Source organism: Candidatus Nitrososphaera sp. 86-2 (genome assembly GCF_056726185.1).
The window spans coordinates 1,812,013-1,835,220 of record NZ_JBWZON010000001.1 but is presented as its reverse complement, the minus strand read 5'-3'; the positions used below and the strand labels follow the sequence as shown (position 1 = coordinate 1,835,220).

Sequence of the window (23,208 nt, the reverse complement as noted above, 5' to 3'; positions counted from 1 at the left end):
TGCGATAATCTTGTGATGAAGTCGCAAATGGAAGATCTGGTATGGGAGTGCAGGGAGGAGAGCGACATGGACAGAAAAGTCAAGCTGTTCAACCTAATCCGCAAGCTGCTTCCAAACCCGCCCAAGATGCCGTCTATGGTAACGGATGACTACATCAATTCTGCGCTGGATGACATCTGAGCAGTTTTTAGCAGCATATAGTCCTTCTCTCTTAAAGAGCACTAGTTGTATTAGCGTTCGTGGCGCATAATACCTGACACACACATACACGGCTGTTTGCTTTGCAAAAAAAAGAAGCCCGCCGAAGCTCAACGCTTAAATATGCTGGATCTTTTCAAAATTCTGAATTATATTGAGCAAGCCGATGGAACTTGGCGCATTAAAGATTGGTTCTTACATTATCATCGACGGAGAGCCCTGCAGGATTGTCTCGTACGACCACAGCAAGCCCGGCAAGCACGGCTCGGCCAAGGCCAGAATAAACGCGGTCGGCGTCTTTGACGGCGGCACGCACCCATTTGTAGGCCCGGTAACCACGAGGGTTGAAGTTCCGCTTATTGACAAACGCAACGGCCAGATAATCTCAAAGAGCGGCGAGACGCTCCAGATAATGGACCTAGAGACGTTTGAAGTGTTTGAGACTTCGTCCGTGGAAGACGAGATAAAGGACAAACTCCAGGACAACGTCAACGGCCGAGAAGTCGAGTACTGGAAGGTGCTTGACAGAATAAAGATTGTCCGCGTAAAGGGCTAGCTCGTCTGCACATGCACACAAAGTTCATACGCCAGCGGCAAAGACACAGTCCTTGGATGCTGATGACGTGAAGGAAGAGCCGTCTGAATTTTGTTATGACGAGGATTATGAGTCCTGAGGCATCCGCTACTTTTTTATCTTTTTTGCGCGCGGGTTCACTATCGAATCCAGCGCGTTCCCGATGAGCGCAAACGCAAGGCCGGTCAAGGCTATCATGAGGCCCGGTGGCACTATCCACCACCACAGGCCCCTGATGGCCGCGCCGGCGGTGTTGGCGTCGTGCAGTATTTGGCCCCACGTCGGGATTGACGGGTCGCCGAGGCCAAGAAAAGAGAGCGCGGCCTCGCCGAGGATGGCGCTTGGCACCGCGATTGCGATGCTCGCAAACGTCAGCGGCAGCAGTTGCGGGATTATGTGCCGGAAGATTATGCGCGTGTCAGACTGGCCCATCAGTTTTGCGGCCTCGACGTACTGCAGGTTCTTTAGCTGGAGCGCAAGGCTCCTGCTTATCTTGGCCATGCCGACCCACCCAAAGATGACCAGAAAACCGGTTACCAGAAAGACGCTGCGCCCTATAGTGACGGAGAGGATGACCAGCAGGGGCAAGGTTGGAAGCGAGTAAAATATGTCGTTTATGCGCATCAGCCCCTCGTCGGTCCTCTTGCCCTTGTAGCCGGCCACCACGCCGTACGTCAGGCCGATCAGCACGGATGCTATGGACACTGTGAGGCCGATAAAGAGCGCCACCGGCGCGGCCCATAGGATACCCGTCGCAAGGTCGCGGCGCAGTTCGTCCGTGCCCATCAGACCGTACACCTTGCCACCGAGTATGACGCCCGAGTCCGTGACAGAGTCGTCATGCCCGAAAAGGTAGAACGTCTCGCGGATGACGTACGTACCCTTTAGCACGTGGTTTTCCTGCGTATCTGCAAATATCATAGCCTGCGGCCTGGACGGGTCCTGCCTGTACGTAAAGGCGTCCGTGTAGCCGCGCAGGTTTTCGGCTATGCCACTGTCGGTGGAAAAGACCCTGCCGGAAAAGTCGTTGTCGCTGCTTCCTTGGGAGGCAGGAGGGAGTGGCGCAAAGTAGATTCGAAATTCCTTGCCGTCGGGCCTGAGCACGTCTGCCTGCAGCGCCGGCTGTGTGCCTCCGTACCTGGCAGAGTAGAGCAGCATAAAGTCGCTCGGGTAGGAATCATAGTTGAAGTTCACGGTGTAGGAATAGGTAACAGTCCTGCTGCTGCCACCGTTGCCCGAAGTGGATATGGTTGCATCCTTGGCGTGCAATACAAGATGCTCCGGCACCTTTGGGCCAAACCCTATGTTCGTCCACGCCGGCGCGGCCGACTTTGGTAAATCTATCCAAAAGTCGGGGTTGTTCCACTGCCGGTACGAGTCGAGCGGTATCGCGACTACCGAGTATATAGTCATCAAGATGAGGCCTGCAAGTATGCCAATTCCTGCAAGCCCACTCTTTGAGTGCCGGAACTCGCTCAGGATCTGGGACCTTGAAATCGCGGCGGCCGCAAAACTCATCCGACCTTCACCCTCGGGTCAAAGTACGCGTAGACAATGTCGGTGACAAAGACGGTTATAACGAAAATGAGCGTGGAAATGTACGTGAGTCCGATTATGACCGGTATGTCGAAAAAGCCTATCGCCTGATAGTAGAGGCTCCCCATGCCGGGCCAGTCAAACACCGCCTCGACTGTTATCGCCCCGCCAAACGAACCTGCAAGACTGAGCGCTATGACGGTCACTATGGGGGGAGCCGCGTTTTTCAGCGCGTGGGAATAGATTATCCTCTTTTCCGGCACCCCTGAGGCCCTCTTTGCCGCAATATAGTCCTCGCCCAGTATGCCGACTACGAAATACCTTACGATGTAGGCCCATGAGCCAAAGCCGACTGCGACTATGGTTATCAGCGGGAGCAGCATATGGTACAAGAGATCGGGCACGTATGCCGGGTCGGACGGCGCGGTAAGAGGCGTAGCGCGCGCCGGAAAGATGTGGTACGCAAATGCAAACGCAAAGATCATGAGTATCCCGACCCACCATGTGGGAAAGCTCCCGCTAAACACCGCAAACGCCGAGTTGAGCCTGTCCAGCACCGAGCCGGATTTGTTGGCAACGTAGGCGCCGAGGTACAGCCCTATCACCGTTATCACCAGAGTCGAGGTCGTGAAAAGGAGGATGGTCTTGGGAACCCTTTCTAGTATGATGTCCCTGACGCTTGAGGAGCCGCTGTCGCTTGTGAAAAAGTTGGACCTGCCAAGGTCGAGGGTCATCACCTTCAGTACCGTGTTGGTGAACCTCTTGGGCGAGTACCACGGCTCGTCGAGGCCGAGCGTCTTTACCTGGAACTGTACCCTGTCGTCGATGTACTGCTGTCGCTCCTGCGGGCTCTGGAACTTTAACTTGCCGTGGTTTACCTCGTCGACTATGGAAAACCTGGTCGCGTCGGTCAGTATCCTATCCATCGTGGGGCCAAGGAGCGATATGGTGAGGACAAGCGTCGCAAACAGCACGATAAGCATGTTCGCTGAGCGCCTTACCAGAAAGCGGCCAAAGCCTCCGACCATCTTTTCTTCTGCCCCACAGCTCTTGGGGCTGCTTTTCTATTAATGTCTGCCTGTCGTCGCAAGTGCGCTGTAGGCTGTCCTTGCCAGCTTGCCGACTGCGATCGCGGCCACGCTGGCGGCCGACAGGACGAACAGCGAAGTGCTTATCGACAGCAACAGCGCATTGTTCGTAGCCATGCCGATTGCAATTAGCGCGCCTGCGGCACACACCACTGCAAGCGCTATCTTGGCAGCCGTCCTAAACCTGTTCTGAAGGCGCGTCGAAAGCGCCGCCGGCCACAGGTACACTGCGCCGATGAGTGCGCTTGCGACTGTTCCTGCCGCCACCGCTCCCAAGTCGCCCCCTGCCGCTGCCGAGTACGCCTTTTCCGACGCCATCAGTATCCCAAAGAGCGGGTATATCGCCGTCTTTACCGTCGCCTGCAGCCACGGCTGCCCGCGCTCGTAATCTGCGACCTGCGGGCTGAACGAGTAGTAGACGGTGTTAAAGGCGTTCATGAACGCCGAGCCGGAGGCAGTCGACAGGATATAGTTCTCCCTAAAGTTGCGGAGGAACTGCACCTGGGGCGTCAGTTCAGAACCGAACGCGGCAGTTGCGATGAGGCAGCCGGACGGCTTTGCCGGCTGCTGCTGTTGCCCTCCATTACTACCTGGAGGAGTCGTCGTCTGGCTGCCGCCTCCGCTTCCTCCGCCATTATTGTTGCCGCCTGTTGCTGTAGTTTCTACGGCAAGCACTGTACTGGTAGAAATGTCCGGCCTGAACGCGTACTTGCTGTTTGCAAATATCTTTAGCTGGTTTGGCCCAGTAGTCAGTTTCGAAGTGTCGTCCTGCGACAGGTCCACCTTGAACGTTCCTGCGCTGTCTGGAGCAGGCTTGGCCTCGCCTCTGAGCACTACTTTTCCGTCCTTGTTGGAGATAAAGTAGTCTACTAGCGCGTCATTGCTAGCCTTGCCGTCAACCTGCACGTTGACCGTCATTTCCGCCGGCTTGCCCATCTCTATCACCTGCGCCGCGTTTACCTTTTCTATCGTCGCAAGCCTTGGGTTCTCGTAAGCCGAGAAGTGACCCTGCTCAAACGGATACGACGGATCGCGGAACGCCTTTATCGTTATGGCCCCGCCTGCGATGTTAAAGTTGTCAAGGTAGAACGCGCCGTTGCTGATGACGGCGTTGTTGTGGGTGCTTATCCAGGCGATGCTTGCGTCGTAGCGCTTTTTGGCGTCGTCAGCGCTAATTATTCCCTTGAGTGCTACGGGGACATAGTTCTCACTCTTCATCTTTTGCAGTTCTTCCTTTATCGCCTGCGCGTGTTCGGGCACTATCGGGTCGAGCCAGTCGATGCCCTTTGCGACCGCCTGGCTTCTAGAATACGCGAATTTGCCGTCGGTGACGAGCCTTTCAGTCGCCGCGGTTATCTCCCAGGGCTCTGCCGGCCACACGGACGCAAAGTCTGCGATCTCTTTGTTGTCATAGTGCCAAAAGTTGACGTAGGATTTCATGGTGTCGTCCGACGTGAACACTATTCCCTTGATGCGCGGCAGTCCCGGCGCTACCCCGGAAGTGTATTCCGGGTCGACTGTCCTGTCGCCGGGGCCCGAGTCAGTGCCCCACTCGAAGGCGAAATACTCGGAGAACATTATGTCCGACTTGTCCATCGGGATGCCGTTGTGCCACTTTGAGTAAAGCATCTTGTACGTGACCTCGCTCGTGGCAGTGGCGTTCGGCCCTGCGTCCTTCCACTTTTGCGTTGCAGGATCCCATGTCTGGGCGTTTTCTGCCACCTTTAGCTTGCCCGCCGGACCCTGCGTGGAAATGTCCGTCCACGGGGTCCTCATGGGGATTATCTCGCCGGTGTACGGGTCCCTGAACGTGGCAGTGTCGTAGATGGAATAGAAAATGTCCTTGCTGTATGTGTCTGACAAGCCAGCTATGTTGTTCCACGAGCCCTGGTGAATTTGCTTGACTCCGATGTTGAGGGCACTTTTGTCACCGGCCGGCTTGGCGTTCAGGAGCGAATACTTGCTCGTGATGCCTGCGCCAAAGTCGTTGACCATGCCCTTGAGCGAGGAGGAAACCGCAAACGGCTCGGTCCTCTGCGCAAGGAATATCCTGACCGATTCCTGTATGCCGGCCTTGACTGCGGTGCTCACCAGTTTGCTCCTGTCTTCTGCCGACGTAAAATTGGCAAAGAATATCTTTTGCGTGACGTCGTCGAGGGTGGAGTTCTGGTAGTTCCAAAAGCTCGGGTTCTGGGAGCCGGGCATGTTGCCGACCCACGGGGCGTACATCTGCCCCGGTATTATCGGGTTGTACTTTACAAACACCGAGGTGCCTGCCAGCCCTTCGGTGTACATGTTCCACTTGAAGTCCTGCGGGTTGGAGCCGTAGACTATGGTGTTGGCCTTTGTCAGGTCTCCAAAGTCCTTCTGGACCGTAAACCCTACCTCTTCAAGCTTTGAGGCGATGAGCTCGCCTATCGACTTTCTCTGGGCGTCGTCAAGCCTTATCATTATCTTGACGGTGACGGGGCTTCCTTTGAACATCCACTTGCCATTAGCGTCTTTGGTGGCGCCGGCGGCAGTCATGGCGTCAGATATCATCTTCTCGGCAAGGCCGGGGTTGTAGCTGAACCCAAACGACTCTACCGTGTCTATGACGTTGAGGTATTCAGGCGAATAGATGCCAAACGGGTCGATAAGCGGGCTACCGTACCCCTTGTAGATCTCGTTTACCACGAACTGGCGGTCGATGAGATAGTTCATGGCAAACCTGACTTGCTTGAGGGAAAACGGGTTGAGGGTGCTGCCGTCTTTTGACGGCGCGGGGTTCATCAAGAGCCCGGCAGAGCCGGCCGTCCTGTCGTATATCGTCACGCGCTGGTCGTTCTTTGCGTCAGCAGCCGATTCAAGGGGGATCTGATAGTAATAGGCGTCGAGGTTTCCTGACTTGACGTCCTCTAGGGCAAGGTTCTCGTCGTCGCGGTGGATGAACGTGACCTGGTTTACGTACGGACCCTTTTGTTGTTGTTGCTGGGCAAAAGCGGTGTTACCAAAAACCGTGGAAAAAACAGACAAAAGCAATGCCAGAATCATTAACGAAGATACTACTGCAGGTGCCTTTCGCACGAGATTACGCCTTGGATCTCCAATATATCTTTCATGGTGCTGTCTGCGCCCTGCTGCTGCCGCCACGGTCGGGGTCAGGTATCGCCTCTATCAGCGATTTCGTGTACTGGTGCGCCGGGCTCAGGAGCACCCTGTCGATGGGCCCCGTCTCGACAATCTTGCCCGCGTTCATGATTGCAATGTCGTCGCCGACATAGCGCGCCGTGGACAAGTCGTGGGTGATGTAGATGTACGACAGGGAAAAGCGCTGCCGCAGAGTCTGCATGAGCTCCAGTATCTCTCCCCTTACCGAAACGTCGAGCATCGAGACCGGCTCGTCGGCCACGATGAGCGCCGGCCTCATGACAAGCGCCCTTGCAAGCGCTACCCTCTGGCGCTGGCCGCCGGAGAGCATATGAGGAAGGCGCCGGGAAATCTCTTGCGCCGGCACGAGCCTCACCTCCTCAAGCGCCTTTAGCACCTTTTCCTCCTTTTGCTCCTTTGTGCTTGCCTTGTCGTGTATTGAAAGGGGCTCCATCACGATGTCCATTATCTTCATGCGGGGGTTCAGAGACGCATACGGGTCCTGGTACACCATGTGCACGGAGGCGCGAAAGTGCTTCAGCTGGCTCCCTGAATAGCGCGTGACGTCGCTTCCCTCAAAGAATATCGACCCCGCGTCCGGCTCGATTGCACGGAGCACCAGCCTTGCAACCGTGGTCTTGCCAGACCCTGACTCGCCGGCAAGCACGAGCACCTTGCCGCGCTCTAGCGCAAAACTGACGCCGTCCACTGCCTTGACGAAATCCTGGCCCTTCTGGTGAAGCATCTGCCGGAAGGTGCGCTTTACTGGAAAGTGCTTGTACAGCTCCCTGACTTCGAGTAGCGGAGAAGGGGCCACGAGAGCAATTGGCCTCCTCGTGATATAAACAGTGTTAAAATGTTGTTGTAGTGTTAATATTGCGCGCCATGGCAGCCGTTAACCCATGATGAGGCTTGCGGCGCTATTTTCCGGAGGCAAGGACAGCACCTTTGCCATGTACCGCGCAAGGCAGGCCGGCGACGCTATCGAATGCCTGATAACGATGCACCCTGCGGCCGACGACAGCGCGCTCTTTCATTACCCAAACAGCCACGTTACAAAATATCTTGCAGAGGCGATGGGGATTCCGCTGCTTGAATCATCTATCATGGCAGGCACCGACAGGGATGCCGAGACAAAGGCGCTTGCAACAGCCCTTGAACAGGCAAAATCGCTCTACGACATTGAGGGAGTCGTCAACGGCGGAATCGCGAGCGTGTTCCAGAAACAGGCGTTTGAGGGCGCCTGCAAAAAGCACGGCCTCATGCCCCTCTCGCCCCTGTGGGGAATAGAGCCTGAAAAATACATGGCCTGCCTGTTGGCAGATGGCTTTACCGTTATGATAGTGGGCGTCTCTGCGATGGGGCTTGAAAAAGAGTGGCTCGGTAGGATAATAGACAGAGAATCGCTTGCAAAACTCGCCCAGTTGTCAAAGAAGTACGGATTTAACCTGACGTTTGAGGGCGGCGAGGCAGAGACGCTCGTACTCGACTGCCCTCTCTACTCAAAGAGGCTGGCCGTGAGGCAGGCAGCCACAAAATGGGACGGCCAGAGGGGAATGTTTGAAATACTGGAAGCAGAGCTATTAGACAAGAAGTAAGCATATGTTTGACAACCTGCGTGACGGGCTGAGGAGCGCACTGAAAAAGATTGTGGGAGCATCCGACATCAACGAGGAGCTCATCGATTCGCTGTGCAAGGACATCCAGCGCTCGCTCTTGCTCTCGGACGTAAAGGCAGGGCTTGTCAAGACAATTACCGATAATCTGAAGCATCGCGCCATGACCGAGCAACCGCCAAAGGGGCTCTCACGCAAGGACCACATCGTAACCATCCTGTACGGCGAGCTGGCAAGGACGCTGGGCTACTCTGGCGAGGTGATAACCACCATCGACAAAAAGGGCATAGACGACGACCCGGGCATCACCGCGTTCTTCAAGCCCGGCAAGCAGAACGTCGTGCTCCTCCTTGGCATACAGGGCTCCGGCAAGACCACTGTCACGGCAAAACTCGCAAGGTGGCTCACAAAGCACGGCTACAGGATCGGGGTAATCGGGACTGACACGTGGCGCCCCGGCGCGCTGACGCAGCTAAAGATGAACTGCGCCAAGATAAACGTCGAGGTGTACGGAGAGGAGGAGAGCAAGGACGCGGTCGGAATAGCGCGGCACGGCCTTGAGCACTTTAAACCTCAGAATCTGGACGTGATAATCATAGACACTGCCGGCAGGCACAAGGAGGAAGCCGGCCTCTTGCAAGAGATGACCGAGATGCACAAGGTGTCAACTCCTGATCTGGCACTGCTAGTCCTCGACGGGACAATCGGCCAGCAAGCGTACAGCCAGGCCGAGGCATTCCACAAGGCGGCGCCATTAGGCGGTATCATAATCACAAAACTTGACGGCACTGCAAAGGGCGGAGGCGCACTTGCGGCCTCTGCGGCCACGGGTGCAAAGGTGATGTTCATCGGGACCGGCGAGCGCATCGACGACCTTGAGCAGTTCTCCCCGACGCGCTTTGTCGGCCGCCTGCTTGGAATGGGCGACATCAAGGCGCTTTTGGAGATGGCAAAGGGCCTGGAGATGCAGGCAGACGAGAACCAGGCAAAACGCGTGTTGTCCGGCAAGATGACGATAGAGGATTTCTACGCGCAGATGGAACAGGTGAGCAAGATAGGCTTCCGAAACGTTATCGAGAACATGCCGGGGCTTTCCGGCATGGTAAAGGAGGACCAGCTGGACGCGATGCAGGCACGCATGGAAAAGTGGCGCTTTATCATCCAGTCTATGACAGGTGACGAAAAGAAGGACCCCGACCTCATAAACGAGGCGCGGCGCAAGCGCATAGCCAGAGGCTCTGGTATGCCGGAAAGCGAGGTCAAGCACATGATAACGCAGTACAACAACTCCAAGGCCATGATGAAGCAGTCCAAGGGCCGGCAGATGCAGGGCCTCATGAGGAAGTTTGGGCTTGGTTGATGCTGCCGCGCAAAACGCCCTCTTGCTGCTAAAAGAGTACCAGCTGTGCAGGCACTGCCTGCTGAGGCAGGCTGACGGCGCGCAGGGCAGAAAAAAGGCGCTTGAAGAAAAAAAATGCTACATCTGCAAGGGGCTCTTTGGAAGGCTTGACGAGATTGCAGAAAAGGCACTCCTTGCTGCAAAGCAGTACCAGTTTGACACTTTTCTTGTAGGAGCAACGTTGCCGACGCAGCTGTACGAGCGGGAGGACGCACTGCGCGCCCGGCTCAAGATCCGGGGCAGAGAAAGCGTCAAGAACCAGCTGACAAGGGAGCTTGGGACGCGCCTTGCCAAGATGACGCGCAAAAAAGCCGACTATATGCGGCCGGACCTGGCAATCAACGTCGTGATAACAAAGGATGGCGGAATCGAGGCATCGGCAAGGGCAAGACCACTTGCGCTTCTGTGCAGGTATGTCAAGAGGAAGCGGGGCCTGCCACAAAAGGCCGAGAAATGCCCGCTGTGCCTCGGCAAGGGTTGCAACCTCTGCGACGGCACCGGCCTCAATGGCCTTGAAAGCGTCGAAGGAATAGCGACCAAGCACCTCATGAAGATGACGGGAGGTCAGGCGCCAAAATTCTCGTGGATTGGAAGCGAGGACCAGTCGAGCCTCGTCCTTGGGCAGGGAAGGCCGTTTTACGTAAAGGCGTCGGACCCAAAGATGCGCAAGCCAAAGAAAACAAGGTTTGCAGAGGCAGGCATTGAAGGAAAAGTGGTAAAGGTGCTTGACGACGTGCCAGATACGCAGGCGCGCTTTGTGACAAAGACTAGGATCGTATGCAAGTGTGAACGCGCAATTTTGCCGGACGACATCATAAAGCTGAAAAAGTCGCTTGCAGGCGCGCAGGCTAAATTCGAAAACCGCTCAAAAATAGCGGTTAAAAAAATCCATTCCGCGCAAGTGAAAAAAACCGCTGAAAACGAGCTTGTGCTCACAATCGTGGCTGATGGCGGCCTTCCCATCAAGCAGTTCGTAGGAGGCGAGCAGTACATCGAGCCGAACGTTTCGAGCCTTCTAGGCGCCAAGTGCGAGTGCACCGCGTTTGACATCCTAAAAGTGGATTTCTTCAACACCGTCTAATCTTGACATTTGACAAAACATCGTGTGCGCTCAATATCGCTAGCAACAGCCTAATTCTTGAACAGCATGATTATCAGCTTGTTTGCGCAGAGATCTGCTGCCATGGCAGCTTCTGGCAGCGGGCCGGTCCCCGACAAAAACGGGGTCATGATGTACAACTATGGCGGATCAACAGGCATCGTCTACAACCCGACCGTGGTCGCCACATACGGGCTGCAGTATCATGATAGCTACCGGCGGACAGGCGACCCGCAGGCAAGGCAGAACCTGATAAACACCGCCGACTGGCTGCTTGGGCACGCAAAAGAAAAATCCGGATATTCGCTGTGGGAATACGGTTTTCGGTGGGGCTGGTACGGGGGAGTCGAGCCCCCGTACACCTCAGCGCTTGCGCAGGCCGAGGGGACCAACGTCCTTCTGCTTGCGCACGAAATGACGGGAAAAGACAGCTACCTTGCAGGGGCAAGAAGAGCCTTTGGCGCGTTTCTGGTCGATTACGACGTCGACGGGGTCGCAAGCGATGAGGGCAAGGACTCGATATTTCTGCAGCTTCTAGCCAAGCCGGGCTTTCAAAAGACCTACGTTTTAAACGGCCACACAAACTCGCTGATACACGTGTGGAAATACTACCAATACACGCGCGACTATCGGGCGCTCATTGTGTTTGGCAAGGGGGTGAACTGGCTTGCTGCTGACGGCAACCTGAAAAAATACTATGCCGGCGACTGGTCATACTACGACCAGATGGGCAACAGGGCAAAGGACAACTACCACAAGGGACACATCGCCCAGCTCGGCAGACTGTACGAGATAACTGGCGAGCAAGTGCTAAAAGAGTACAGTGACAGGTTTGCCGCCTGCACGGGGCGGGGCCCGTAATGCCTGCCTGCAGCCGGTGAGAGGATTGTCAAAAAGAGAGGAAGGGCGTGTGACTATTATCACGCGCCTCTGCTTTTACGCCACGGTGTTGCGAGTTTCCCACAGGACTAGTCCCTTCTTAGTAGCCGCCGTTGTTACCATTGTTGTCGTCATTGTTGTTGGGCAGTATGCATATGATGACTTCGTTACCATTGTCGTTATCGTCCTTGCTATAGCTTGAAGAGTAGTAGTCGTTACCATTGTTATTGTTGTCTTTGGAGAAGCAAGTGCAGCCGTTGTCATCGTTATTGCTGTTGTTGTCGTCCATGCTGTAGCTTGACGAGTAATAGTGGTCCTTGTGATCATTGTTGTTGCTATCATCGTTATTGTTGTTTTCAAGGGAGCAAACAACAAAGTCCTTGTTGTCGTCATTGCCATTGTTGTAACTCGAGCTCGCAAGCGCGGCGTTCGGCATCGCCATTGCCAATGAAGCAATTGCGAAACCCAGTGTCAAGAGGGCGATGGTCGCCCTTTTTGCAGTCAGACTTGACATGTACATTTCCCTCGGAAGTGATTATAAAACCTTGAGCAAAGTGGCTCTGGAATATAATTATTTTAGAAAATACAAGATCAATTAATCTATAATTCACAAACATTCTATTATAAAGAACTGGAATTTGTACGCCGCCTGTTTCTAAGTAATCTCTGTTAAGGATTTTACAAAAGACATCTAGAAAGTAGGTAGTTATGCTGGCTTGCTGGTTTCCGCAAGTCCGTTCCATCCGCCCTAAATTTCTTCATCGGCAAGTCCAGCATCGCCATATATGCCGTTCTCTTGATTTTGTTATCGGCGATGATGCATATAGTTCAACATGACATTTGCCGGCAAAAATCTACATTCCAACACGATAGATTTAGCGAAACTACTACGCTTGTATTTGTAGTCCACTGGAAACACGCACGCGCTAGATGACCGATCACTGCAAAAACATCTATTTTCAGTAACGTTTTTGTCTGACGCTTGCTCTGGAAATGCAAGGATGAGCTTTGACCCGCTTTACAAGGTACATGACGCCGCTCGCGCGGGCCATATTCCCGAAAAAACCTACAAGCTGATAGTCAAGCGCCTTCCGCTAGTCAGGGAGGGGATAAAGCGGGTCGAGAAAGCGTCTGGGCTGAAATACCCATACTTTTACGTCGAGCCGTCGATGGTGGTTTCCACGTCCGCGGCCGAGTTTGCGCAGTTTGGAGTCTTTTTCGCCCGCACGATACCGGTGATAGGCGACGACAACCTCCTGCGCGTAGTCGTGCAGATAACTGCGCCTCTGGTGGCGTTTGGGCTAAAGGGCACAATACACGCGATTCTGGCGCACGAGTTTCTGCACTACCTGGAGCTTGTAAGCAGGATTGTAAAGATGAACATCGTCTCTGACGAGATTTCCGGCACGCTATTTGAGGGCAGGTACGCCGACTCGGGCAAGCTGCTTGAAGAGCGAGCGGTATTCAAGTCCGACCCGACGCTCCTGAAACACATAACGACCCGCTTTCCGGAAGGCTTTCGGGACTACAAATTGGAGGACAAGGCGATAAAGTTGTGGATGGACAAGGGCCTGCCCATGATCAAAGTCCCCATTGACGCAAACGTGATAAAGATACCGGTGGAGGCCATGGCGCGTCTGCAGGTCGAGCAGGCAATACGGGACAAGATTGCCGAGTTTGAAAGCGTGAAACTGCGCAAGCGCAAAAGCCAGACCGGCTATGTCTAGTAGTAGCAGCAGCGTATCGCCGGCAGAACTGCAAGCGTTGCAAAAGTGCATCGACAAAGTCGCCAGAGGCCGCAAGGTCGCCGCGGCATGCATCTATGGATCAAAGGTGGCTGGCTATGCAAGGCCGGACAGCGACATCGACATCCTTGTCGTGCTTGAAAACTATCCCTACCGGGTAAAGTACGCCTACATGAAAGAGTCTGGAGTCGACATCTCTGCCCTCGTCGTGAACAAAAAGTCGCTTGAAAGAGACGCCAAGAGCGCGCGCATGGGCGAGTTCGTGGTTGGCCGGCTTTTGCATGTCTACGAGCCAGTGATAAACCCGGAATTTTTCGCGGAAATCGAACGGACTTACAAGCGCCGTGTGATACTTGAAGAGCTGCAAGAGCTCGTGAAATCGTCAAGCGCCCTTGCTCCGGAAATATCGTTCCCGCTGGGATACATTGCATTCTCAAAGATAAAGCGCCGCGCGGCAATGTATCCAAACGCCGCGTACAGCTACGCCAAGACATACACGTCAAGCCCGCGCAACTTGGACTTTGCAATGCAGGGATACCGGCGCGCCCTTGCAGACATTGTCATCGAAGACCCGGGGCTGTTTGTAATCGACGGCCAGACGCTCCGGCTGTCCAAAGATCGCGTCAGATTTGCGCGGGGCGAGCCGGCTCTCAGGCTGACAAAAAAGCTCCAGCACTTTAGCTCTTATTTTATTCACTCGTACGCAGGCAGGCACATGTTCCATCTCGCGGTCAGGGAGGCCGAGTCAAAGATCCGTCGTCACGTCGGCCAGAAGGTCAAGTTCCCATCGTTTCTTGCATGTCCTGCGTGCGCCTACTGGAAGATACCAGAGGGCGTGCTTGTAGTAGCGGACCGGCACAAAGACTGGCTCGACGCTGTCGCAGAGGCGCATGGCATATCTTCTGGATACACTGCGAAAAAGCGCCGGCTCGGCAACCCAAATAGCAGAACGATGCTTTATACGCTAAAGCATGGGGGCGGAGAAATGAAAATAGCCGCAAAAGAGCTTGCACGAACCAAGTCGGTAAAGTGGGCGGCGCTCAGCATGTGGACCGCGCAGGTGAAAAAATTCAAGGTCGACCCGGTGTTCCGGCTCGGCACAGAATACCGCGCCCTGCGATACCTGCGCACGCTGGGGCTCAAGACGCCGGAGATAGAGGCGGTGGTGCTTGACGGGCGGATGATTGCGACCCGGTTCATGGAAGGCCCAAGTCTTGCCGACATCATCCGGGGCGCGCTTGCCGGCAACAACAACAACAATGACGACCTTGCGCTTGTCAGAGAAGCCGGGAGGCAGGTTGCGGCCGTCCATGCGGCAGGCGCGTGCTTTGGCAACATCAAGCCCAAGAACGTGATTGCAAAGGATGGGCTTTTGTGGTTCACAGACCTTGAACAGTTTGTCTTTGAGGGAGGGGACCCAGTCTGGGACCTTGCGCAGTTTGTATGCTGGGGCCTGAAGGGAAGCGCAAACGCGCCAGCGGCAGCAAAAGTGGCGGCCGAGTTTCTGCAAGGATACGGAAACGAAAAAGTGGCAGGCCGGCTCGTACAGAGCAAGCGCTACATCGAGAATTTCATACCTGTCCTGTCGCCTCAGGTCGCAAGGGCGATAAAGAACGTGGCCCGCAGCTTGTAGGTTATTTCTTGGCCTTATTCTTGGGCGCTTCCTTGCGAGCGAATTCCGTGTAGCCGCACTTGCCACACGTAAAGCGGTCCTTGTGCTCGGCCATGAACACGCCCTTGCCGCATTTCAGGCATTCGCGCTTGTTCCTCGTGACCTTGTTGCCCTCTACCTTGTAGAACTTGTAGACTGCAACCTCGCCTTTTGCCGGGGCTTTCTTGTCTGCCATGTTACTTCTTGGCGCCTCCCTTGGCGTCAGCGGCCGCTGCCTGCTTGGCCTTCAGCCTCTCTGCTTTTTCCTCGTCGAGCAGCTTTTTCCTGTCGGCTTTTGGCATGGTGCGCAGCATCCGGTATCTCGGCAACTGCTTCTTGGCAGCCTCTTCATTCTCGTAGACGTAGAAAACTGCGTGCACGTCTGTCATTCCTGTCTCGCATACAAGGTTTATCGGGATAACTATTTTCTTGTCGACCCCAAGCTGGCTCGCTATCTGCTCGGCCGCTTCTGTCTTTTTCAGCTTGCCGGCGGCTCCTCTGAACAGCGCCTTTACCTCGCGCCTGCTCAAAAGCGAGTTCTTGCGGTCCTCTATCATCACTACTGCTTCCTGCGACAAAGTGAAAGGTACCGTTCCGTGTAACCCATTTAAGTATTTGCTTGGCCTGTTACACAGGAAAATCAAATATACCGCCTAGTCGCCCGGGACGGTGAGAAAATGAAGCAATTTTTCCAGGACATCTGCGACAAGGTAGTCTCGCTCGACCCCTCGATACGATTCGCGGGGATTGCCGACGAGGACGGCAAATTGGTGGCAACAGCCGAGCGTAAAGGGCTGAAACCACTCCTGACGCCCGAAGAGCGCGCCCAGTATGCCATCACCGCCGCCACGCGCCAGTACACGCGCCTTAGGTGGGAATACCTGCTTGGCAAGATAGATTATGCCTCGTCGCACTATGCAAAACTCATCCGCGCCACCATACCTATAGCCGACGAGAACAGCCGGCTGTACTACGTCATGCTGCTTTCGTTTGACGTCAAGTCAGGCGACAAGGTGCACGGCGTCATCACCAAAAAGATAATCCCGCTTGTGCGCAAGAACACCGGCAAGTTCATGAAATAAAAAAAGGTAGTAGTCTTGCATGCCGTTTGAAAGCCTCGGCGAGTACGTTGATGCCCTCGAAAGGGCAGGCGAGCTGAAACGCATAAAGGCAAAGGTGAGCGCGGACCTCGAAATAGCGGAGGTAATGCGCCGGCTCATGTACAAGGGCGACCAGCCGGCCGTTCTCTTTGAAAATGTGGAAGGGTCAGACATGCAGGTCCTTGGAAACGCCTTTGGCACAATGAAGCGCCTGCAGCTGGCGCTGGAATCGGAGGATTTCGTGGACATTGGCCAGCGCATCGTCGACCTCACGAGGATAAAGATGCCGTCCGGTATGCTCAACAAGCTGAAAATGCTGCCCAAGCTGTCAGAGATTGGCGAGTATGGCCCGAAATACGAGGACAAGGGATCCGTTACCGAAGTGATAGAAAATGATAAAGCGTCCTTCAACTCGCTTCCGATACTAAAATCGTTTGCCGGCGACGCAGGCAGGTTCATCACTTTTGGCATGACGGTAACGAAACACCCTGAGACGGAGATCCGCAACCTGGGTGTCTACCGCGTACAGATAATCGATGACAAGCACGCAACAATGCACTGGCAGACCCACAAGCGGGGCGCGCAGCACTACAAGATGCTCAAAGAGCAGAACAAAAAGATTGAAGCCGCAATCGTCATCGGCGCAGACCCTGCTACCGTGTTTTCAGCAGTCGCGCCTGTGCCCGAAGGAATGGACAAGTACCTGTTTTCCGGCATCACGAGAAAGAAAGGGGTAAAACTCGTAAAATGCAGGACCATCGACCTTGAAGTGCCTGCAAACGCCGAGATAGTACTCGAAGGGTACGTGGACCCAAACGACATGCGCATGGAAGGACCGTTCGGCGACCACACTGGCTATTACACGCCGGCAGAGCCCTTTCCCACTTTTACGCTGACTGGCATCATGAGGCGCAGGAGCCCGATATACCTGACAACCGTTGTGGGCAAGCCGGTGCTTGAGGATGCCTACATCGGCAAGGTGATAGAGCGCTCGTTTCTGCCGCTGATACAGATGTTCCACCCGGAGGTAGTCGACTTTTCCATGCCGGGCGCCGGCTGGTTCCAGGGCCTTGCAGTAATATCGATAAAAAAGACATACCCCGGTCAGGCCAAGAAGGTGATGATGGGTCTTTGGGGGATGGGCCAGCTGTCGCTGACAAAGATGTTCGTGGTGGTCGACAGCGATGTGGACGTGCACGACGCAAACGACGTGATATGGGCGGTGACTACACGCGCAGACGCCGCGCGCGACACAGTCATCATCAATAACACGCCTACAGACACGCTTGACCCCGCGTCGCCATTTGTCAACCTTGGCTCAAAGATGGGAATAGACGCCACGCAAAAAACGAGAGAGGAAGGCTATATGCGCGAGATACAGCAGCTAGCAGTAGTTGACGATGAGACAAAGGCGCTTGTCGACAGGCGATGGCAGGAGTACTTTCGCTCATAGGGAAGAGGATATGCATTGGCTCTTGACATAATAGTCCGGCGCATGCAGGAAAGCGACCTGCAGGAGGCGGACAGGATAATGAGGCTTGCCTTTGGCACGTTTCTTGGCCTGCCCGACCCGACGTCTTTTGCCGGCGACGCCGATTATGTCTACACCCGCTACCGCGCCGACCCGTCTGCCGCGCTGGTGGCACAAGTCGACGGCAAAATCGCAGGCTCGAACTTTGCTCTGCACTGGGGAAGCGTCGGAGTTTTCGGCCCTCTGACCATACATCCCGACTTTTGGGACAAGGGCGTGGCAAGGCTCTTGCTTGAAGAGACGATGGGAATTTTTGCAAAGTGGCAGGTGCGCCACGCCGGCCTCTTTACGTTTGCCCAGAGCAGCAAGCACGTCCACCTGTACCAAAAGTTTGGCTTTTGGCCCCGGTTCCTGACTGCGATAATGTCAAAGCCGGTGGACGACAAGGCAAGTGCAGCCAAACCGGTCCGCTATTCGCAATTAACCGCGGCTGACAAGGAACAGGCCGTCGAGGCGTGCAAAACCCTAACAGGCAAGATCTACGACGGGCTGGACCTGAGCGAGGAAATCTACTCCGTCGACAGGCAGAAACTTGGAGACACCATACTTACCTATGATGATGGCGGCAGCAACTCTCTAGCCGGCTTTGCAGTCTGCCACTGCGGGCCCGGAACGGAGGCTGGCAGCGGAAACTGCTACGTCAAGTTTGGCGCCGCAGCGGCCGGCCAAGGCTCTGCTGGTGAACGCTTTGAGCGCCTTCTGGATGCCTGCGAGTCGTTTGCAGGCTCACAAGGTTTGTCGCGCATAGTTGCAGGCGTCAATACGGGCCGCCACGACGCATACAGAAGGATGATTGCGCACAAGTTTCGTACCGACATCCAGGGAGTCGCCATGGAAAAGCCTGATGAGCCGGGCTACAACAGAAAAGACGTCTACCTGATGGACGACTGGCGGTAACTAGAATTCCCTGACCGTCCTGTACAGGTTGTCCCGCTCGGCCGGCTTGTAGCCTGCCTGCTTTATGGCAGCTATTATCCTGTCAGACGTCAGTTCGGTAGAGCGAGCCCCCGTTGCGCTCACCACCTCTTCTCCTATCAGCGTGCCTCCAAAGTCGTCTGCGCCGTGGTTCAGCGCCAGCTGCGCCATGCCGATTCCGTTTGTCAGCCACGACGACTGCAAATGGTCTATGAGGCCGTAGAACATTATCCTTGAAATCGCTATCATCTTTAGCAGCTGCAGGCCGCCGGATGGGTACTTTATCAGCCCTTCCGCCTGCATCTCGGTATTGTTGGGCTCAAAGCTCCACGGGATAAAGCAGACAAAGCCTCCAGTCTTTTCCTGAAGCTTCATTATCCTTAGTATGTGCCTTGCGCGGTCCTCTTCCGTCTCGACCGTGCCGTACATCATGGTGGCGACCGACTTTAGCCCGACGTTGTGCGCTTCTTCCATTATGCGCAGCCACTCGTCGCTCTTTATCTTTAACGGACTGATTTGTTCTTTGACTCTGTCCTCCAGTATCTCGGCGCCTGCCCCCGCAAACGTGTCCATGCCAGCTGCCTTTAGCCGCGCAAGCACTTCTTTTGTGCTGCTCCTTTCCACCTTGGCTATCATGTCGACCTCGGAAGGCGAAAGCCCGTGGATTCCAACCTCGGGGCACTTTTCCTTCATCGCCCTGAATGCGTCCTCGTAATATTCTATCCCGAGATTCGGGTTATGGCCACCCTGTATGAGCACCTGCGTGATCCGAAACATCTCTCTTGAAGTGGCTACTCGCCTTACAATCTCCTCCTTGGGCACGGTGTACGATTCTTCGTGCCCCGGCGGTCTGTAGAATGCGCAGAACTTGCAGTACGTCACGCAGACGTTGGTATAGTTGAGTATGATGTTGTTGACAAAAGTTATTCTGTCGCCAAAGAGCCGCTGGCGCAATATGCTTGCGACGAGGCCCATAGAGTAGGCGTCGTCGGATTTCACGAGCCGTATGCAGTCGTCAAGGCCAAGCGGCCTCCTTCCGGCCAGCGCGGTGTCCAGAACGTCGCTGATGTCGGACTTTTTCAAGAATTCCTGGAGCAGCCGGCCTTGCAAGTGTCTGGCTGTTTTGTCCCTGCAATGCTATTTAATGATTTGGAGAAAGAGCCTAAATTTATAATGGCCTGACGGCAAAAGTTACCCTGTTGCAGTCGATAGACGCTGTCGGCAACGCCAGCGGGACGCCGGCGCTCGAAAAGGCGCTTGCCGGAGAGGAGCTGTCCTACGAGGACGGCGTGCAGCTGATGAATGAGGAGAACCTTTTCTTGCTCGGCGCGGCCGCAGACAAGCTCCGCCGCGACCTGTGCGGGAGCACCGTGACCTTTGTATCTTCTTACTACCTGAATTACACAAACGTGTGCGCCGCCAGCTGCCCGCTGTGCGCGTTCTACCGCAAGGGCAATGAAGAAGACGCCTACACGCTTTCTACCGAGCAAATAGTCGCAAGGGCCAAGATAGCGATAGAACAGATGGGCGCCACAGAACTGCACATCGTGGGGGGCTTTCACCCCAAGCTGGGGCTCGAGTACTATGAAAACATGATGCGCGCCATCAAGGCCGAACATCCAAAAGTCATGATAAAGGCACTCACCCCTGCAGAGGTGTTTTTCATCGCGCGCCTGACGCACAACTCGGTAAAGGAAGTGCTTTCGCGGCTAAAGTCTGCTGGCCTTGACGCGCTTCCCGGCGGAGGCGCCGAGATATTCCACCCCGACACCCGCAGGAAAATAGTGATAGGCAAGTGCTCCGGCGAAGAGTGGCTCGACACTGCAAGGCAGGCGCACGAGCTTGGCATCCGGAGCAACTGCACGATGCTCTTTGGGCACATTGAAAAACCCGAGCACGTCGTTGACCACGTCATCAAGATACGCGAGCTCCACAAAAAAACCGGCGGCTTTACCACGTTTATCCCGCTCAAGTTCAGCCTTGAAAACACTGAACTTGAGCAGAAAGAGATGATAAAGTCAGAGAGTCCCTCGCCCTACGACCTGCGCGTGATAGCGGTGTCGCGGCTCTTGCTTGGAAACACGCTAAAGAACCTCTCGGTGTACTGGGTCGCGCTAGGCAAAAAGATAGCGCAGGTGGCACTCTCGTACGGCGGAAACGATATGGTGGGCACCGCCTATTCGGAGGAGATATTCAAGGCTGCAGGCAAGTCAAGCGGGACGTCATTGCAGGAGCTTGCGAGCATGGTGCGCGAGATAAAGCGTGAGCCGGCGCAGCGCGACACGTTTTTCAACATCATCCGCCGGTTCGACTAGTTATCAATAGAGGGAGATAGAGAGAGCTGTGCCTGCATATCTGTAAACTACGGAAAATCTGATCATGGCTATATATCACTGAGAGCAGTGAATAGGGGTTGGCTCTGCTTGAGGCAAGCGCCGCGCATCACAAGAAAAAGACCGTAATCGGCCTTGCGCTCGTCGCCATACTCTCCGCAGTAGTCCTGATTGTTCCGGATGCCTTGGGGCTTTCAATCAGCCTGCCGCTAAAGCTGACGTCGATAGTGCTGCTGTCCGTGTACGTGATGCTTTCGTTTGAAATAGTACACAGGACTGCAATCGCGCTTGCCGGCGCCACGGCAGTAGTCATCATAATAATATCGACCGGGCTCATCACGGCAGGCGAGAGTTTCGAGTTTGCGACTAGAGCCATCGACTTTAACACAATCGGCCTTTTGCTCGGCATGATGATAATCGTGGCCATAATGGCCGAGACGGGCGTCTTTCAATACCTTGCCATCCGTATGAGCAAGGCGTCAAAGGGCAACATGTGGAAGCTGCTCGTCATGATGAGCGCCTTTACGGCCGTCACCTCGATGTTCATAGACAACGTGACGACCGTGCTCCTGATGGTGCCCATAACCATCTCCATTTTCAGAATTTTCCGGCTTTCCCCCGTTCCGTTCATACTTGCCCAGGTACTTGCCTCAAACGTGGGCGGGACTGCAACTCTCATAGGCGACCCTCCAAACATACTCATCGGCTCTGCCGCAGGCATAGACTTTAACGCGTTTCTGTTCCACATGGGGCCCACGATAGGCGTATCGCTTGTCGCGTCGCTGTTCATGCTAAAGTTCCTCTTTCGAAAGGACCTTGCGCAAAAGCCCCAGAACCTCGACGAGCTGATGGCGCAGGACGAAAAGTCGCTGATAACCGACAGGGGCGTGATGAAAAAATCAATGATAGTGCTTGCCGGAGTCATTGCGCTCTTTGTAGTCCACGGCAGCCTCCACGTAGAGCCGTCGCTCATCGCGCTCGGAGGCGCGGGTGTGCTTCTGGTGGCCACGCGGGCCAAGCCGGAAAAGGTGTTCCACGACGTGGACTGGGCGACTCTGATATTCTTTGCCGGGCTCTTTGTAATCATTAGCGGCGCCGAGCACGCCGGGATGATAGATCTCCTTGCAAAGACTGCTCTTGGCATAACGGGAGGCGAGCCCACGATGACGTTCTTTTTGATAATCTGGATGTCCGCGATTGCCAGCGCGTTTGTTGACAACATACCCTTTGCTGCGACCATGATCCCGCTGATACACGTCCTGAACCAGAACGGAAGCATCGCCTCTGCGTTTGGCAGCTTTGCGATAAGCCCGCTGTGGTGGGCCCTTTCGCTCGGGGTGGGCCTGGGCGGCAACGGCACACTGATAGGGTCAAGCGCGGGAGTCGTAGCCACCGGGCTTTCGGAAAAGGCCGGTCAGGCGGTGTCCTTTAACCGCTTTATGCGGGTCGGTTTTCCGTTCATGATAATGACGGTGGCAGTCGGAAGCGTCGTGCTGTTTGTGGATATGATGCTAAGGATCGGCTAGTTCTTCTTTTTTTACGTAAAAAAATCTAGACTACGTCGACCTTGACGTCCGATTCTAGAATCTTGCGCTCGCGGGCCATCGAAAACATCTTTTCAATCGCCTTTCTGCCTTCCGGACCCATGTCGCGGGTTATTTCGTTCACGTACATCAGAACGAATTTCTTTATCGTCTCCCTTGGCTGGCCTCTGGAATACTGCATTGCGTAATCTACGGAAGCATCGATGTTGTTAAGGCCATACTCTATTGATTTTACGAAAAGGTCGCTGAACTCCTTCAACTGTCCGCGGTCCATCGTCCTTGCGCTTGCCACGTTTATGCCAAGCGGGACCGGAAGGCCACCGGTCTGCGCGTCCCACCATGGGCCAAGCTCCATTATAGCTGCAAATTTCGTCTTGTCGTAGGTTATCTGCGCCTCGTGTATGACAAGCCCTGCATCGACCTCACCTGCCAGTACTGCCTGCGGAATCGTCTCAAACGACATCTCTTTCTCCTTGAACCTGCCCAGGGCAAGTTTCAGCAAAAGGTTGGCAGAAGTCATCCTGCCTGGGATGGCTATTGTGGCGTCTTGTAGCTTGTCAAGAGTCAAATCCTTGTCTTTCCTTGCAATCACCACCGGACCGTACTTTAACCCAAAGCTGCCGCCACCGCGCAATATGACATAGTCTTTCAAGTAAGCATAGGCATGAGCCGACACTGCAGTCACGTCAAGCTCGTGCGCCAAGGCCCTCTTATTCAAAGTCTCGATGTCCTGGATGACGTGCTTTATCTTGAACTTGCCGGACCTTACCCCGCCGCATGCAAAGCCGTAGAACATGAACGCGTCGTCGGCGTCAGGAGTGTGGCCGAGCGTTATCTCCATCCCCCGTGCAAGGAGCCTGCGCCACTATTA

The 23,208-nt window shown here is 54.9% G+C and carries 22 protein-coding genes; 13 read left to right on the top strand and 9 right to left on the bottom strand.

Going from position 1 to position 23,208, the window contains the following annotated elements; all coding sequences use genetic code 11:
- The first annotated feature begins 12 nt into the window (after positions 1–12).
- Positions 13–180 (top strand): hypothetical protein, encoded by a 168-nt coding sequence (locus ACYOR7_RS10975; protein WP_479913952.1) that lies wholly within the window; start codon positions 13–15, stop codon positions 178–180.
- 184 nt (positions 181–364) lie between these two features.
- A complete protein-coding gene (locus tag ACYOR7_RS10970; protein WP_174405460.1) occupies positions 365–754 on the top strand; it encodes a translation initiation factor IF-5A in 390 nt (129 codons plus the stop codon).
- A 126-nt stretch (positions 755–880) separates the two neighbouring features.
- Here ACYOR7_RS10970 and ACYOR7_RS10965 read toward each other — a convergent pair whose 3' ends face one another.
- The 4 genes from ACYOR7_RS10965 to ACYOR7_RS10950 form a co-directional block, all read right to left on the bottom strand.
- Positions 881–2,290, bottom strand: coding sequence for an ABC transporter permease (locus ACYOR7_RS10965; protein ID WP_479913951.1), 1,410 nt, complete (start codon positions 2,288–2,290; stop codon positions 881–883).
- Entirely contained in the window at positions 2,287–3,336 is a 1,050-nt protein-coding gene (locus tag ACYOR7_RS10960; RefSeq protein ID WP_479913950.1) for an ABC transporter permease, read from the bottom strand. The genes ACYOR7_RS10965 and ACYOR7_RS10960 overlap by 4 nt, the downstream gene beginning before the upstream one ends.
- A 39-nt stretch (positions 3,337–3,375) precedes the next feature.
- On the bottom strand, positions 3,376–6,411 hold the full coding sequence (locus ACYOR7_RS10955; protein ID WP_479913949.1) for an ABC transporter substrate-binding protein: 3,036 nt from the start codon (positions 6,409–6,411) through the stop codon (positions 3,376–3,378).
- An 82-nt stretch (positions 6,412–6,493) separates the two neighbouring features.
- On the bottom strand, positions 6,494–7,342 hold the full coding sequence (locus ACYOR7_RS10950) for an ATP-binding cassette domain-containing protein (protein ID WP_294805955.1): 849 nt from the start codon (positions 7,340–7,342) through the stop codon (positions 6,494–6,496).
- A gap of 85 nt (positions 7,343–7,427) precedes the next feature.
- Between ACYOR7_RS10950 and ACYOR7_RS10945 the strand changes: the two genes are divergently transcribed.
- The 4 genes from ACYOR7_RS10945 (at position 7,428) to ACYOR7_RS10930 (ending at position 11,500) form a co-directional block, all read left to right on the top strand.
- Entirely contained in the window at positions 7,428–8,123 is a 696-nt protein-coding gene (locus ACYOR7_RS10945; protein ID WP_479913948.1) for a diphthine--ammonia ligase, read from the top strand.
- Between the two features lie 4 nt (positions 8,124–8,127).
- A complete protein-coding gene (locus ACYOR7_RS10940) occupies positions 8,128–9,501 on the top strand; it encodes a signal recognition particle receptor subunit alpha (RefSeq protein ID WP_294805951.1) in 1,374 nt (457 codons plus the stop codon).
- Positions 9,494–10,621 carry a tRNA pseudouridine(54/55) synthase Pus10 gene (locus tag ACYOR7_RS10935; RefSeq protein WP_479913947.1) on the top strand — a complete coding sequence of 376 codons (1,128 nt, stop codon included), beginning with the start codon at positions 9,494–9,496 and terminating at the stop codon, positions 10,619–10,621. The genes ACYOR7_RS10940 and ACYOR7_RS10935 overlap by 8 nt, the downstream gene beginning before the upstream one ends.
- A 102-nt stretch (positions 10,622–10,723) precedes the next feature.
- Positions 10,724–11,500 carry a D-glucuronyl C5-epimerase family protein gene (locus ACYOR7_RS10930; protein ID WP_479913946.1) on the top strand — a complete coding sequence of 259 codons (777 nt, stop codon included), beginning with the start codon at positions 10,724–10,726 and terminating at the stop codon, positions 11,498–11,500.
- Between the two features lie 118 nt (positions 11,501–11,618).
- Here the strand turns inward: ACYOR7_RS10930 and ACYOR7_RS10925 are convergent, their stop codons facing one another.
- Positions 11,619–12,032: a hypothetical protein gene (locus ACYOR7_RS10925; RefSeq protein WP_479913945.1), complete on the bottom strand. Its 414-nt coding sequence runs from the start codon at positions 12,030–12,032 to the stop codon at positions 11,619–11,621.
- A gap of 487 nt (positions 12,033–12,519) precedes the next feature.
- On the opposite strand from ACYOR7_RS10925, the gene ACYOR7_RS10920 reads away from it, so the two are divergent.
- Together ACYOR7_RS10920 and ACYOR7_RS10915 are read left to right on the top strand one after the other, a co-directional pair.
- Entirely contained in the window at positions 12,520–13,245 is a 726-nt protein-coding gene (locus tag ACYOR7_RS10920) for a hypothetical protein (protein ID WP_294806493.1), read from the top strand.
- Positions 13,238–14,896, top strand: coding sequence for a nucleotidyltransferase domain-containing protein (locus ACYOR7_RS10915; RefSeq protein WP_479913944.1), 1,659 nt, complete (start codon positions 13,238–13,240; stop codon positions 14,894–14,896). The genes ACYOR7_RS10920 and ACYOR7_RS10915 overlap by 8 nt, the downstream gene beginning before the upstream one ends.
- A 1-nt stretch (position 14,897) precedes the next feature.
- On the opposite strand, the gene ACYOR7_RS10910 is transcribed toward ACYOR7_RS10915, so the two are convergent.
- Positions 14,898–15,110 (bottom strand): 30S ribosomal protein S27ae, encoded by a 213-nt coding sequence (locus tag ACYOR7_RS10910; protein WP_294806488.1) that lies wholly within the window; start codon positions 15,108–15,110, stop codon positions 14,898–14,900.
- A gap of 1 nt (position 15,111) precedes the next feature.
- A complete protein-coding gene (locus tag ACYOR7_RS10905) occupies positions 15,112–15,492 on the bottom strand; it encodes an eS24 family ribosomal protein (protein ID WP_294806485.1) in 381 nt (126 codons plus the stop codon).
- 99 nt (positions 15,493–15,591) lie between these two features.
- On the opposite strand from ACYOR7_RS10905, the gene ACYOR7_RS10900 reads away from it, so the two are divergent.
- The 3 genes from ACYOR7_RS10900 to ACYOR7_RS10890 are packed head-to-tail and all read left to right on the top strand — an operon-like array spanning position 15,592 to position 18,442.
- Positions 15,592–15,996, top strand: a complete 405-nt coding sequence (locus tag ACYOR7_RS10900; RefSeq protein ID WP_294806482.1) for a hypothetical protein — start codon at positions 15,592–15,594, stop codon at positions 15,994–15,996.
- A gap of 19 nt (positions 15,997–16,015) precedes the next feature.
- Complete coding sequence (locus ACYOR7_RS10895; protein WP_294806479.1) at positions 16,016–17,467, top strand: menaquinone biosynthesis decarboxylase; 1,452 nt, start codon at positions 16,016–16,018, stop codon at positions 17,465–17,467.
- A gap of 15 nt (positions 17,468–17,482) precedes the next feature.
- A complete protein-coding gene (locus tag ACYOR7_RS10890) occupies positions 17,483–18,442 on the top strand; it encodes a GNAT family N-acetyltransferase (RefSeq protein WP_294806476.1) in 960 nt (319 codons plus the stop codon).
- On the opposite strand, the gene mqnC is transcribed toward ACYOR7_RS10890, so the two are convergent.
- Positions 18,443–19,570 (bottom strand): cyclic dehypoxanthinyl futalosine synthase, encoded by a 1,128-nt coding sequence (gene mqnC, locus ACYOR7_RS10885; protein WP_479913943.1) that lies wholly within the window; start codon positions 19,568–19,570, stop codon positions 18,443–18,445.
- Positions 19,571–19,659: 89 nt separating this feature from the next.
- On the opposite strand from mqnC, the gene ACYOR7_RS10880 reads away from it, so the two are divergent.
- Positions 19,660–20,775 (top strand): radical SAM protein, encoded by a 1,116-nt coding sequence (locus tag ACYOR7_RS10880; RefSeq protein WP_294806472.1) that lies wholly within the window; start codon positions 19,660–19,662, stop codon positions 20,773–20,775.
- A gap of 98 nt (positions 20,776–20,873) precedes the next feature.
- A complete protein-coding gene (locus tag ACYOR7_RS10875) occupies positions 20,874–22,319 on the top strand; it encodes an ArsB/NhaD family transporter (RefSeq protein WP_479913942.1) in 1,446 nt (481 codons plus the stop codon).
- Between the two features lie 25 nt (positions 22,320–22,344).
- Here ACYOR7_RS10875 and ACYOR7_RS10870 read toward each other — a convergent pair whose 3' ends face one another.
- Positions 22,345–23,178 carry a menaquinone biosynthesis family protein gene (locus ACYOR7_RS10870; RefSeq protein ID WP_294806467.1) on the bottom strand — a complete coding sequence of 278 codons (834 nt, stop codon included), beginning with the start codon at positions 23,176–23,178 and terminating at the stop codon, positions 22,345–22,347.
- Positions 23,179–23,208 lie beyond the last annotated feature (30 nt).